This is a genomic window from Candidatus Poriferisodalis sp. (genome assembly GCF_965208895.1).
Classification (GTDB): domain Bacteria; phylum Actinomycetota; class Acidimicrobiia; order Acidimicrobiales; family Poriferisodalaceae; genus Poriferisodalis.
Window position 1 is genome coordinate 4,172,801 of sequence record NZ_OZ242363.1, and the last position, 12,728, is coordinate 4,185,528.

A 12,728-nucleotide genomic window follows, 5' to 3' on the forward strand; every position below is an offset into this window, starting at 1 on the left:
GGTCACTCAGCCAGTGCTGCTGCAGATATGAGCGTGTATTCGGTGCCGGCGGCCAGCGGCGCAGCCATTGCCTCTGGAGGCACAAAGGATGGCACCCGGTCGTTGCGCACCAAGATCACATCCGTTGCGACGACCTCGCTGACATTGGTCTCGTCAAGCATCCAGACCGGCCGATCCAGATAGTACGAGATCCAGCGCGGGGTCCAGATGCCCGCGGCGAACCACACCAACTCGGCTTCAGCCACCTGCGCTTCGTCGCGTGCCTGTTCCAAGACGGCCCCGGCATCGGCCGGGCGCGAGAGATAGAAGTCTCGCGTCGAACCAGACACCACGAACGCCAGCGTCACCAACGTGACCGCCGCTGCGGCTGCACCCAACGGCGCTCGAAGCTTGGCGGCGGGCCCCCGCAACAGTCGACCAGCTGCGTCGGCAAGGGCGGCGATGCCGATGGACGTCGGCGCCACCCATGGGAAGTTCCACAGGCGATGGATCCACGCTCCCTGCTGCAGCGCGAATGTGAGCGACATCGCCACAGCGAGCGTCACCACCACCGGTCCCCGGGTGCGACGGTCGATGAGGCCTGCGATGAGCGCGGGGAAAAACAGCAGCCGCAGCCACCACGACGTCAACAGCTCGTGGCCTGCGAAGGTCCACTGGCGCTGGAGAAACTCGCCGAAGGTGAACTGGGCCTGCTCGGCTGCGGTGGAGACATCATTGCCAGTTCGAAAGGCGACCCGCTCGCTGAGCTCGGAGACGTCGGTTGCATTCAGCAGCCAGCCGGCGGTCAACAAGCCTCCCAGCAGCGCCCCCGCTGCGACTGCAGTCATGGCCGGCGACCACCGGCGTCGCAGCCAACCGGCCACACCCCCCGACGAACCGGTGACTGCCCCAGAGCTGCGGGCCGGCCGCCGCTGCATCGTCCCGATGAACAGCCACGGCAGCAGCAGACCCAGCGATGCGATGGCTATCCAGGAGTGCATCGCCGTGAGCGCGGTGAGCGCACCGACAGCCGCGAGTGCCCAGCGTGAGGGCGTTTGGGCTCGCCGCAGCCACGCGATGGCTGCGGTGAGCGCGAGCAGCATCGAGAAGCTGATGCCCATGCGCGCGTACACGTAGAAAAAGCCTGTGCTCACCATGACCAGCAGCGCGAGCAGCGTCGGCCCCCACCGCATGCCCACGGCGCGCAGCAGCGCGGCCATGAATGCCACAGTGGCGGCGCCGAGCAGGAAGTCGGTGATCCGTATTGCGGTCGGGCTGTCGCCGAGCGTGCCCACCGAGACGATGGTGAGGAACTGCTTCAGCGGCGGGTGATGCGCATAGGTGACCGCCTCTGGGGGCGGCTCGGTTCTGGGCGGCACCTCGAATTCGGTCCGGATGAACGGATCGGTCCTGGCGCCCAGGCTGGAATCCAGCGGCCCCAAGTCCCAGAAGTTGCGCGCCTGAATGCCTGCGCGGCCAAAGATCCGGCCATCGTCGCTGTTGCCCAGCGGCAAGTCGAGGTCTGGTGCCCACAGTGCCAGCACGCCCACGCAGATGAGGACAACGACGGTCCAACCCGAACGCAGTCGAGCCACGAGTCCTGGAATGAGCATGAGGGATCCGTCGTTTCCGATCGCCCGATTCTGATCGCTGTGAATCTGATCGTCGCACCCATCGCCTGAAGGGGGGCAGCGTAGTATCGGCCCGATGGTGGTCCAAGAGCGGCATCGACTGCCGGACGCCACGTCGCACAGCGCCCCCGGACGCGTTCCGTCCAACCATGAGCACGTGAATTCAGCCGCAGCGCTGGCGACGTCGAGCCGGCGAGGATTCCGATTCCTCTACGTCGTCGATGCAGTGACGTTGTTCGCCTTGATGGCGGCGATCACCGTGGTGCGCTTCGGCCTCGACTGGCCGACATATCCCCGCACCCACTACGTCATCGGTTTTGCGATCGCCACGGTCTTGCACATGACCGTCTACTACTTCGGCGGTCTCTACGAGTTCGAGCAGCGGCTGGGGCACCGCCCCTGGCTTCCGCGGGCGATGCTGCTGACCTTCATGGCGGTGGGCGGCGATGCCACGGTGACGCTGCTGACGGGCCGCTATCTGATGCCCCGGGCGAACCTGGTTGTGCTCGCGGTGGCGGGAGCGGTGCTGATCTCGTTCAATCGCTGGGGAGCGCGCCGCGTGCGCCTGCTGCGGATGGGCAGGCCTCGAATGCTGCTGGTGGGCGCGCCCGCCGATATTGACTCTGCTGAGGTGCACCTCGCGGACGCGGAAGCCGATGCCGTGGTCGCGGGCAGCCTGACCGACCCCGAACTGATCATCGGTGAAGCGGATCGCCTGGGTGCCACCGAGCTCTTGCTGTTGTCCGGCGAGCCGCTCGACACCATCTATCCCGAGCCGCTCGGCGAACTGGAACTGCGCAACATCGGCGTGTTCCGCCGGATCAAGCCGGCAGACACGCTGCTCGGTCTGCAGCGCAGTCGCCAGATCGGAGGCATGCCGTTCGTGGCGCTGCGGGCCCATGCGCTGCCCATGTGCCGCCTGCGCTTCAAGCGGCTCTTGGACTTGGCGTACCTGGCACTGCTCGCTCCGTTCGCACTGCCGCTCTCAGCGGCCGTCGCGATCTATGTAAGAACCGTGGGAGGCCGCGGAGTGCTGTACCGGCAGGAACGTGTCGGCCGTGAGGGAGCGCCGTTCGTGCTGCTGAAGTTCCGCACCATGACGCGTGACGCCGAGCGCAATGGGCCAGTGATGGCCGCCTCGAACGACCCACGGGTGATAAAGGGGATGGGCTGGCTGCGCAGCACCCGCCTCGACGAGCTGCCGCAGCTGTGGAACGTACTGGTCGGCACCATGTCGCTCGTGGGTCCGCGGCCCGAACGGCCCCAATTCGTGGCCCGCCTGGAACGCGAGATCGCTGGGTACGGCCGACGACATGACGTGCCGCCCGGCATCACGGGACTCGCCCAGACGCAGGGCCACTACCAGACCGATCCCGGCTACAAGCTCGGCCACGACCTTCAGTACGTCGTCAACTGGTCGCCGGTGCTCGACTGGGAGATCATGGCAAAGAGCCTTGTCGTCATGGCTCGCCGCAACGCCCGGTGAGCGATGCGGGAGCGGCCGGCGGGCTGCGTGTCACAGCCGGCGGGCCGCATGTAACCGTGGTGATCCCGGCGCGCAACTGTGCCGCTGAGCTGCCTGGATGCCTGGATGCTGTGAGCGCGCAGACCTACCGAGGTTCGCTGGACGTGATCGTGGCCGTGGCGCCGAGCAGCGACGAGACCGAGGACGTCGCTCGCGAGTCCAACTGCGCATGGCCGCTCGAAGTCGTCGATAATCCCGCGGGGACCACGTCGTCGGGCTTGAATCTGGCGATTGCCGAGGCTGCGGGCTCAGTCATTGTGCGCGTCGATGCGCAAGCCAGGCTGCCAGCCGATTACGTCGAGCGGGCGGTCGCAACGCTTGCAAAATCCGGGGCCGCGAATGTCGGCGGCGTGCAGAGTGCGGTCGGGCGCAGCGGCTTGAGTCGAGTGATCGCGGCGGCCGTGTCGTCGCCGTTCGGCGGGGGCCCGGCTGCGTTCCGGCAGGGGAGTCATTCAGGGCCCGTCGACACGGTGTATCTCGGTGTCTTCGACGCTGCTGCGCTGCGGTCTGTCGGAGGGTTCGACGAGTCGTTAGAACGGAATCAGGACTACGAGCTGAACTGGCGTCTGCACGAAGCGGGTCACGTGGTGTGGCTCGATCCCAGCTTGGTCGTGGAGTACCTGCCCCGATCCAGCTGGGCAGGACTCGCCCGTCAGTACTTCGACTACGGAGTCTGGAAGCGCGTGGTGATCAGCCGTCACCCACGCTCGATGCAGCCGCGGCAGCTCGCAGCGCCGGCCCTCGTTGTGGGTCTGGTGCTGTCTGCGTGCCAGCTGGCCAAAGGGCGCCAGCGCGGCTTGATCGCTCCCGCCGCGTACATCGGCGCATGCGCGCTGGCCGCGGCCCGGCTGCGCTCCAGCCTTCCGCAGTTGGGCGACCGTGTGAGGGCGGCGGCGGCGTTCGCAGTCATGCATTTCTCGTGGGGTGCCGGCTTCCTCCTGGGCCCACGCCGCGGGAATCGACACGGGGCAAGGGCCCCGGCCATGCAAGGATCTGCTGATCGGATGTAACGAGTGTGTGTCCACCGATGAGAGCCGTGGCGACAATGAACCGGTCGGCGGGATCTCGGTGGAAGCCTTCTTCCCCGAGCCGTACGGCTCTCAATGCCTCTTCGCCGTGCAGCGGCAGTTCAACGAGTCCGTCTGCGATGCGTGCTCGGCGCCACTGTTCCGGTGTTGCCGACAGCGTCAGACGCTGGCGCTCGACAAGAAGGGCGACTTCCCAGAATGTTACCGCCGAGACAGCAACTGCCCCAGTCGCCCAAGCCTCTTCGATGAGTTCACGTGCGGCGCCGCCGAGCCGAGGATCGTCGCTGAGCGCCCACAGCAGAGCGTTCGTGTCGAGCAATAGCATGTGCGCTCAGATCACTGTTCCTGCGAATCGTCGAGGTTCGATTCCCAGGCGTCCATGTCATCGAGGGTGGAATTCTCGAACGTCTCGTCCTCGGCGTAAGAGATCTGCCCTTTGCACGCCCCGATGAACGCTGGCCGATTCTCAGTGGCGTCGACCGGAACGAGCTTCGCGACCGGGTGGCCGTGCTTGGTGATGATGACGTAGTTGCCAGAATCCCGCACCTCGTCGAGGATCTTCAGGCACCGCGCCTTGAAATCGGCAGCCGCGACGGTGTGCAGCGGGCCACCGGGCATGGACACTTGAGAGGCGGATTGCGCCGGTTCCAATCCCACAACGACGCTCCTTGGCATGTCCATACTGGGTTCCATCAGACGATATTGCAATGTCTAGTCAGGGTCTAGTCATTTCAGTATTGAGTCATTTCTCGCGGCCAGTACGCTCACCGTTATGGCTGAGGCTGTGATCGGCAAGGAAGGCTGTCGTGTACGGGATCGGCGGTCCGCCTCACCCGGCGCATGACTGCGTCTGCGAAGCCGTCGCCGGATGCCAACGCGGGCGGCCCGGAGTTGCCGCTTGCCGGCATCACCGTGCTCGATCTGACCATTGCGCGCGCGGGGCCGACGGCCGTACGGCAACTCGCTGACTGGGGTGCCGACGTGATCCGAGTGGATGCTCCTGTCGACGGTTTCGAGGAAGGCCGGGAGGCATCGCCGGATCACCTCAACATCCATCGCAACAAGCGCTCGTTGGTCATCGATTTGAAGAATCCGTCGGGCCGTGAACTGCTTCACCGGCTCGTCCGGCCGGCCGACGTGCTGATCGAGAACCTTCGGCCAACCGTCAAGTACCGGCTGGGGTTCGACTGGGAGACCCTGCACGCCGTAAACCCAACGCTCGTCATGGGATCGATCTCGGGCTTCGGCCAAGACGGTCCGTACGCGACGAGAGGCGGCGTCGACCAGATCGCGCAGGGCCTCGGCGGGATGATGGCCGTGACCGGGCTGCCGGGCCACGGCCCCGTGCGGGCCGGCGTGGCCATCAGCGATGTGACCGCAGGCCTTCAGCTCGCGATCGGCGTTCTGGTAGCGCTCATCGAGCGATCCCGCACTGGCGAAGGCCGCTGGGTGCACACCTCGCTGCTCGAGTCGATGATCGGCATGCTCGATTTCCAGGCGGCCCGCTGGACGGTGGCGGGGGAGGATCCGCCCCAGGCCGGCAACGACCACCCCACGATGATCCCGATGGGGACCTACGAAGCCGCAGACGGGCACATCAACATCGCCGCCCCCGGCGGTCGACTGTGGCGAGCCTTCTGCGCCGAGATCGACCGCCCCGACTTGGTCGACGACGAACGATTCTCGTCGACGAAATTACGCTCGGCCAATCGGTCTGAGCTGAACAAGCTCATCGGCGAGCGGTTGGCCCAGGCGAGCTGCGACGAATGGGTCGAACGTCTCAACGCCGTCGGCATCCCGTGCGGTCGCGTCAACACTGTGGCTGAGGCATTCGCCGACCCGCAGGTAGAGCATCTCGGCATGGCCGCGCCGGTGCATCACCCGGCGATGGGCGACATTCGCATTGTGCGCAATGCCACCCAGATCGACGGGGTGCCCGGTGACATCCGCCGGCCCAGCCCCGCGCGAGGCGAGCACACCGACGAGATCCTGGCCCAGTTCGGCTTGGCGCCCGGCGAGATCACCGCCCTGCGCGAGGTTGGCGCCGTCAGTTGATGCCGGACGGTTTGATGTAACAGCCCCTCACTACCGTCGATGGCATGCACCTATTGAAGTTCTCGGACCTTCATCTCAGTCAGTTTCACGGTTCGGAAAACGTCGGTGAGGCCTTGGCACGCGGACACGACAACACGGCCACCAGGCGAGGTGACCTGCTGCTTGACTGGTGCGATCGCGTCCGCCGACGCCGCCGAATGCGCGTCGAGATGGTGCGGGGGCTGTCATGAGCAAGCCCAGGACATGGCGTATTGAGTTCGATCTCCGCGGCGACGAATCGGCCGGTGCGCGGACTGCCGTGGGCAAGCGCGGGACCTGGCGGGCCGACATCGCAGTCGTGCTGCTGCTGGCCTGCCTCGCGTCCAACAACGCCGGGCAGATCAACGCCGGCGTGTTCTTGTTCGCATGCGCCATCGCCGGCGCCATTTCGGGGCACAAGCAGTTGCGCGCCGAGAGCCAGGAGCGAGACGGCGAATGAGCGAACACCGGATCCGCGCCGCCCTGCGCGAGGCCGGCGCCGTCAGCCAATGAAGCCTGCAAGAACCAGCAGGAACTACCCTGCAATTTCCGGCATGAACTACCTCATGCGAAGCGCGTCGAGCAGTTCCCTTGGGCCTGTGTATGGCATCCGCCGACGGGCTGACGACGTAGCGCCGTCAGCCCGCGAGCCGATGGTGCCGAGCGTCAGACGCCGGCAGCCGCTTCGAAGCCAGTATCGAGGTCGGCGATGATGTCGTCGATGGTCTCGATGCCCACCGACAGCCGCACCAAGTTCGGCTCGACGCCGGTGTCGGATTGCTCTTCGGGGGTGAGCTGGCTGTGCGTCGTGCTGGCCGGATGGATCGCCAGGCTGCGCACATCGCCGATGTTGGCGACATGGCTGTGCAACTGCAGGCTCTCCACGAACTTCTGGCCCGCCTTGGTGCCGCCGTCGATCCCGAACGCCAGCACTGAACCGGCGCCCCGAGGCAGGTACTTGCGCGCCCGCTCGTTGTAGGGACTCGACGCCAGCCCGGCGTAGAGCACCCACTCGACCTGCGGGTGGGACTCCAGGTACTGGGCCACCGCCTGGGCGTTGGCGACATGTCGTTCCATGCGCAGCGACAAGGTTTCGATTCCCTGCAGGAACAGGAATGCGTTCATGGGCGAGACCGCAGCGCCGATATCGCGCAGCAGCTGCACCCGTGCCTTGAGGATGTACGAACCTGCGCCGAGGGCCGGCCAGTAGGCCAGCCCGTGGTAGCTCGGATCGGGCTCGGTGAACATCGCATGCCGTCCAGAGGCGCCGAAGTCGAACGTGCCGCCGTCGACGATGAGCCCGCCGATGGAGGTGCCGTGACCGCCGATGAACTTGGTGGCCGAATGCACCACGATGTCCGCACCGTGGGCCAGGGGCTGGCACAGGTACGGCGATGGCACCGTGTTGTCGATGACCAGCGGAACGCCCACCGAATGGGCCACGTCGGACACGCCTTCGAAGTCCAAGATGTCGTTCTTGGGATTGCCGATGGTCTCGCCGTAGAACGCCCGCGTGTTGTCACGGGTCGCATCGCGCCATGCGTCGAGGTCGTCGGGATCTTCCACAAACGTGGTCTCGATGCCCATCTTCGGCAGCGTGTAGTGGAACAGGTTGTACGTGCCCCCATACAGCGACGGGCTGGCCACGATGTGGTCGCCCGACTCCGCAAGGTTGAGGATTGCCAGCGTCTCCGCCGCCTGCCCCGAGGACACCGCCAGCGCGCCGGGCAGGCCGACTGCTGTGCGAATGCCCCCTTCGAGCGCACTGATGCGCTCCTCCAGCACATGCTGGGTGGGGTTCATGATGCGGGTGTAGATGTTCCCGATCTCAGCCAGGCCGAACAGCTTCTGGGCATGCTCGGAACTCTCGAAGGTGTACGAGGTGGTCTGGTAGATGGGAACCGCGCGGGCGTTGGTGGCGCTGTCAGGCGCTTGACCCGCGTGGATCATTCGGGTTTCGAAACCCCATTGGTCGGTTTGGTCTTCATCTGCGTCGCTCATAGTGAGCTCCATTTCTTACGCCCCATGAGGCGGGCTATGCCTATAACCCGGCGGGATTGCCGAGCGCGCAAGACTGTACCGGCAAAACCCGACCTATCCGGTCGGATTTTCTGTGACAGATAGGTGTCGGAATTGCAGTGCCGATTTCTTGGGTGGTCCGGGCCGCTGTCCGATGGGCCGTGAGCAAGCCAGTGGTGCGACGAATGCGCCCGCTCAGAACCCCGTCTGCTTGTCTACGACGCCCTCCAGCGCGCGGCCCTCTCGCAGCGCGACGAGGTTTCGGCAGAAGCGCTCCAGGTTGCGCCGTGCGCGGTGCTGGCTGGCACCGGCGGTATGTGGTGTCATCACGCAGTTGTCGAAACCCCACAGCGGGCTGTCGGCGGGCAGCGGCTCGACGGGTGCGACATCGAGAGCGGCGCCGCCGATCCGTCCCTCAGCCAGTGCACGCTCCAAGGCCGGTCCGTCGATGATTTCGCCGCGGGTCACGTTCAGCAACACCGCGCCGTCGGGCATCAAGGCGAACATCTCGTCATCGAACATGGCCCGGGTGTCGCCGGTGAGCGGCAGACCGACTGCTAGGACATCGCTGGTCGCCACGATGTCGCGCAGCGACTCCGGCCCGCCGACGGTCTCGACGCCCTCGCCAGGTGGAACCGAGTACAGGTCCATCGCCTGCACGTTCATGCCGAACGCGGTGGCGCGGCGGGCGATGTGTCGGCCCGTGCCGCCGAACCCCAGAATGCCCATGGTCAGGCCTTCGAGCTCGAGCTCGCTGTAACGCATCTGTTCCCGGAGGTCGTCGTCCCATCCCTGCGGGCCGAGCTTCACCGCCGTTGCGATGCGCCTGACTAGCGCCAGCAGCAGGCCGAACGCATGATCGGCCAGGTGGCTGCCGACCAGACCTTTCTCGCCGGTCAGCACGACATCGCTGGTGAGGAACTTGGGGTACATGAACATGTCGACGCCCGATGCCGTGGCGTGAATCCAGCGCAGGTTCGGGGCCGCATCGAAGAGCCACTCGGGCACGATGCCGAGGATTACCTGTGCGTCCGCTGCCAGCGGCACGCCGTCTCGTGGCCGGTCCACGATGTTCACCACGGCGCCCGGCCCGGCTGCGGCACGGATCGCGGCCTCGTCGGCTGCGCTGACATCAGGCAGGGTCAGCGTCTTGGTGACCAGGACGTTGAGGGCCTCGTCGGGCACCTCCAGCGTCGTCGGGCCGGGAATTGCAGTACTCATGAGATCGTCGCCTCCACGTCTCCGATGCCGCTGTAGTGGGTCGTCCAACGCTGGCCGGGCTCGACCCGGAAGCGGGAGTACGCACCGGTGATCACGCTCTGGCCCGCTTCGAGAGCCATGCAGTGGCGGTGCAGTGTCGCGGCGAGCCGGGCGATCGACAGGTAGGGGTTGTCGACCTCGTCCGCGGCCGTGCAGCTGAAGCGCTCTTCGCCGTCGCACGAGACCGTCACCACGCAGCGGTCGAGAGCTGCTGCGGGCGGAGCGTCGACTCCCGAGCCCCGCACAATGGCCCAGTTCGTCAGGCTGTCGGCGACGAGCATGGCGAGGTTGCCTCCGACGGCGACGCGCGCCTCGTTCACCTCGTAGCCGGCGCACACCCGCGCGATCCGAGCGGGCACCGAAGCTGGATCGACGTCGTCGCCGGCGATGCGCTCGCCGATCACGAAGCACATCTCAGGTTCGATGCTCACCTTGCTGATCTGCGCGGACGGGATGTCGGCGGGCGATGCGAGCACGCGGTTGACGTGCCCGAACGGCCGGTCGTCGATTCCTACTGCAGTCCGAGCCCGATCCGAGGTCAGCCCCACCTTCCAGCCGGCGTGCACGGCACCATTGGCGGCGGCCCGCCGCTGCATCTCGCACTGGATGGCGAGTCCGTCTTCGAAGCCCAAGTTGGCAAACGCCGCTGTGGGTGCCTCGCCTCCGTCGGCGAGGTAGGCGGTCAAGGCGTCGGCTGCAGCGAGCTGTACGGGGCTGAGCTGTCGTGGCGAAGTCACAGCGGCGCACCCTAGAGGCTGAGCCGATAGGCGAAGCCGTGGCCCGAGCGGCCCGGTTCAGGTCTTTCGTCGGCAGAAGGCTTGGGGTTTGCCTGAGGCGGCCGCCTGTTTGTCGGCTTTGTTGAGGTCTGTGCTGGTGGTGGGGTCGTTGTCTGCCTTGCCGATGGGCCTCACGAAATTTGCTTCGACGTCGAAGTTGGTGTCGCTGTAGAGGATTTCGAGGCGTTCGCATCGGGCGGTGAAGTACAGCTCCCAGTTCTTCCAAGTGTTGAAGCGCGCATCGCTGGCGCTGGCTGTGCGTGCTTCGCGGATGACGGTGTCGGCTGCGACGTTGGCGGCTGTTGCGCGTGCGCTGGCGCCGCCGAGCTGTTCGGCGGTGTCGTCGACGACGTTTTGGACGAGGACGACGGCGAGTGCTGCGAGCCCGGCCACCGCAGCGACGATGAGCAGCCATTCGAGGGTGGTGAGGCCGATCTGGTCGCGGTGTCGCCGATTGCGGTGCGGCATCGGGGCTCGGTGCGGCGGGCGATTGCCGACTGGTCGATCGATGGCGAGTGTCGTCTGCATGGAGGCTCCTTCGGTTGTCGGTTCGGGTCAGGGGGCGGCGGCGAGTCGTGCTGTGAGGGCGGCGGCGGTGCCGACGGCGAGCGCGGGCGCGAACGGGATGGCGCCGCTGCGGCCGTGGCGCCGGCATGCGGTGATCGCTTGGGGGGCAGCGGCGAGCGATGCGGCACTGAGTGCGAGCCATGGCCACACGGGTCCCCACCAGGCGAGCAGCAGGCTGTTGACGTTGATGAGGCGGATGTCGCCATAGCCGACGGCGGCGGGCCGCATCTGCCACAGCAACTCGGTGAGGGCGACGACTGCTGCGGTGCCGGCGGCGACGGTGAGCAGGTGGCGGGGCTGGTTCGCGGCGAGGGCGGCGATGCTGTGCAGCGCGGCGATGGCGACGGCGGCAGACCAGCAGGCGCGCTTGGAGATGATGCGGCGGCGCAGGTCGGTGACGGTTGCGTGGACGGCGAGCGCTGCCCACACGGCGACGGCTGCGGCGAGCGCTGTGGCGCTCATGGCGTCGGCTCGGGGGTGCCCGGCGGTGTGGGGATGGTCGCGGTCGTGACGGCGAGGTGGGTGCCGTGGCCGTGGACGGTGCGGGCAGGGAACAGGCCCCGGGTCGGCGCGATTGCCCCGTCGGCGGTGCACGCGACGTGCGCGGTGACGAGGCGCACGCTGGTGGAGGCCGCTGCGCCGGCGGCTCGGGGGCCGGCGATGTCGGCCGCGGTGTGGGTGGTCCAGCGGCCGTCGGCGCGTGCGGGCCGTGGCCCGCCGGCGCACAGACGCTCAAGCGACGGCCGGCTGGCGATGACGGCTTCGGCTGCGAGCTCTCGTGCAGTGCCGGCGTCGATGCCTCCGGCGCCGTTCTTCGCGGTCTGTTCCGGCGAGGTGTGGTGTCCGCAGCACACCGCGGCTGCGACGGCGGCTTCTTGGGCTGCGAGGCTGACGGCGAGTTCGGCTTGGGCGGTGCGCCCGGCCCATGCGATGGTCAGCACGATCAGGGCGCACATGGGTGCGAGCGCCATGAACTCGATCACCGAGGCGGCGCCGCGCTCGCCACGGCGCAGCACGCAGCGGCGGGCCTGCGGCGCGGCAGTGCGAACGCGGCGGCGGCTGAGCGGTGTCACGGCCCTGCGGGATTCCCGAAAGCGGTGCGGGTCGGCGTGGCATCGGCTGCGGCGAGTGCGTGGGCACTGCTCGCGGGGCCATGAAGCGGTGTGCAGGACGGCATCCCCGCGGCTTCGGCGGAGTCGGTCGCGGGCCGGGTGAGCGCAGCGATGTCGTGGCTGCCGAGATCGATGCCGTGGGGCCAGACCTGGCCGGCAGCCCAGTCCGCGCTGCCCCATGCGGCGGTGATGCCGACATGGACCGCTTCGGTCAGCACGATCCGCTCGCCGATTCGGCAGGGCACACTTGGCCGGTGGCCGCCATCGCCGTCAGCGGCAGGAATCGTGCTGTAGGCACTGGTGTGGTAGCCGCTGAGCCGGTCTGTGTCGACGCCGCGGGCGCTGAGCCCGGCCAGCACAGAGTCGGTTGCCGCGGCGCAGACACGCCCAAGTGCGGCGGTGTCTTCGTCGACCGCTTCCTGTCTCGGATCGGATGCACTGCTGTCGGCCGGTGGGCCGGGTGCCGAGGTGTCCAGGGATGCCTCGGCGCTCGGCGGCGCAGCGCAGTCGGGGAAGTACCAGCCGAGCGAGTCGTGCGGCCGGGCCTGGAGCTGTTGCCACACCACCGTCATGGCGGCGAGCTGCGTGGCGGCGTCGTCCATGACGGCTTGGGCGGCAAGCCGTCGGGGGACTGCCGCGGCCACGACTGCGGCGAGGATGCACACGGGCACCATGAGGATCACCAGCAGGCTGACGGTGCCGCCGCGTCGGTCGCGGCCGCGCCGGATCGGCAAGCGACGGGCCGATCCGGCCTGCAC

At 67.4% G+C, this 12,728-nt stretch carries 14 protein-coding genes; 4 read left to right on the forward strand and 10 right to left on the reverse strand.

From position 1 onward, the window contains the following. Positions 1 to 2 precede the first annotated feature (2 nt). Positions 3 to 1,592: a hypothetical protein gene (locus tag ACOGJB_RS18730; protein WP_419838587.1), complete on the reverse strand. Its 1,590-nt coding sequence runs from the start codon at positions 1,590 to 1,592 to the stop codon at positions 3 to 5. Between the two features lie 175 nt (positions 1,593 to 1,767). Between ACOGJB_RS18730 and ACOGJB_RS18735 the strand changes: the two genes are divergently transcribed. After that, positions 1,768 to 3,096, forward strand: coding sequence for a sugar transferase (locus ACOGJB_RS18735; protein ID WP_419838588.1), 1,329 nt, complete (start codon positions 1,768 to 1,770; stop codon positions 3,094 to 3,096). Then, positions 3,093 to 4,145, forward strand: coding sequence for a glycosyltransferase family 2 protein (locus tag ACOGJB_RS18740; protein WP_419838589.1), 1,053 nt, complete (start codon positions 3,093 to 3,095; stop codon positions 4,143 to 4,145). The genes ACOGJB_RS18735 and ACOGJB_RS18740 overlap by 4 nt, the downstream gene beginning before the upstream one ends. On the opposite strand, the gene ACOGJB_RS18745 is transcribed toward ACOGJB_RS18740, so the two are convergent. Together ACOGJB_RS18745 and ACOGJB_RS18750 are read right to left on the reverse strand one after the other, a co-directional pair. Then, positions 4,042 to 4,488 (reverse strand): type II toxin-antitoxin system VapC family toxin, encoded by a 447-nt coding sequence (locus ACOGJB_RS18745; protein ID WP_419838590.1) that lies wholly within the window; start codon positions 4,486 to 4,488, stop codon positions 4,042 to 4,044. The two genes, ACOGJB_RS18740 and ACOGJB_RS18745, sit on opposite strands and share 104 nt — an antisense overlap. 11 nt (positions 4,489 to 4,499) lie before the next feature. Then, positions 4,500 to 4,820, reverse strand: coding sequence for a type II toxin-antitoxin system Phd/YefM family antitoxin (locus ACOGJB_RS18750; protein ID WP_419838591.1), 321 nt, complete (start codon positions 4,818 to 4,820; stop codon positions 4,500 to 4,502). A 183-nt stretch (positions 4,821 to 5,003) separates the two neighbouring features. Here ACOGJB_RS18750 and ACOGJB_RS18755 point away from each other — a divergent pair, with 183 nt between their 5' ends. After that, positions 5,004 to 6,218 (forward strand): CaiB/BaiF CoA transferase family protein, encoded by a 1,215-nt coding sequence (locus ACOGJB_RS18755; RefSeq protein ID WP_419838592.1) that lies wholly within the window; start codon positions 5,004 to 5,006, stop codon positions 6,216 to 6,218. A 226-nt stretch (positions 6,219 to 6,444) separates the two neighbouring features. Next, positions 6,445 to 6,696 (forward strand): hypothetical protein, encoded by a 252-nt coding sequence (locus ACOGJB_RS18760; RefSeq protein WP_419838593.1) that lies wholly within the window; start codon positions 6,445 to 6,447, stop codon positions 6,694 to 6,696. A 206-nt stretch (positions 6,697 to 6,902) separates the two neighbouring features. On the opposite strand, the gene ACOGJB_RS18765 is transcribed toward ACOGJB_RS18760, so the two are convergent. The 7 genes from ACOGJB_RS18765 to ACOGJB_RS18795 all read right to left on the reverse strand — a co-directional run bounded on the left by ACOGJB_RS18765 (position 6,903) and on the right by ACOGJB_RS18795 (position 12,728). Next, positions 6,903 to 8,237 (reverse strand): bifunctional o-acetylhomoserine/o-acetylserine sulfhydrylase, encoded by a 1,335-nt coding sequence (locus ACOGJB_RS18765; RefSeq protein WP_419838594.1) that lies wholly within the window; start codon positions 8,235 to 8,237, stop codon positions 6,903 to 6,905. A gap of 213 nt (positions 8,238 to 8,450) precedes the next feature. Beyond that, entirely contained in the window at positions 8,451 to 9,476 is a 1,026-nt protein-coding gene (locus tag ACOGJB_RS18770) for a D-2-hydroxyacid dehydrogenase (protein ID WP_419838595.1), read from the reverse strand. Continuing rightward, a complete protein-coding gene (locus ACOGJB_RS18775; protein ID WP_419838596.1) occupies positions 9,473 to 10,252 on the reverse strand; it encodes a 2-keto-4-pentenoate hydratase in 780 nt (259 codons plus the stop codon). The genes ACOGJB_RS18770 and ACOGJB_RS18775 overlap by 4 nt, the downstream gene beginning before the upstream one ends. Before the next feature lie 57 nt (positions 10,253 to 10,309). Then, entirely contained in the window at positions 10,310 to 10,819 is a 510-nt protein-coding gene (locus ACOGJB_RS18780) for a hypothetical protein (protein WP_419838597.1), read from the reverse strand. Positions 10,820 to 10,846: 27 nt separating this feature from the next. Then, positions 10,847 to 11,320, reverse strand: coding sequence for a prepilin peptidase (locus ACOGJB_RS18785; protein WP_419838598.1), 474 nt, complete (start codon positions 11,318 to 11,320; stop codon positions 10,847 to 10,849). Then, a complete protein-coding gene (locus ACOGJB_RS18790) occupies positions 11,317 to 11,931 on the reverse strand; it encodes a hypothetical protein (protein WP_419838599.1) in 615 nt (204 codons plus the stop codon). Before ACOGJB_RS18790 ends, ACOGJB_RS18785 begins: the two co-directional genes overlap by 4 nt. After that, positions 11,928 to 12,728 (reverse strand): hypothetical protein, encoded by an 801-nt coding sequence (locus ACOGJB_RS18795; RefSeq protein WP_419838600.1) that lies wholly within the window; start codon positions 12,726 to 12,728, stop codon positions 11,928 to 11,930. The genes ACOGJB_RS18790 and ACOGJB_RS18795 overlap by 4 nt, the downstream gene beginning before the upstream one ends.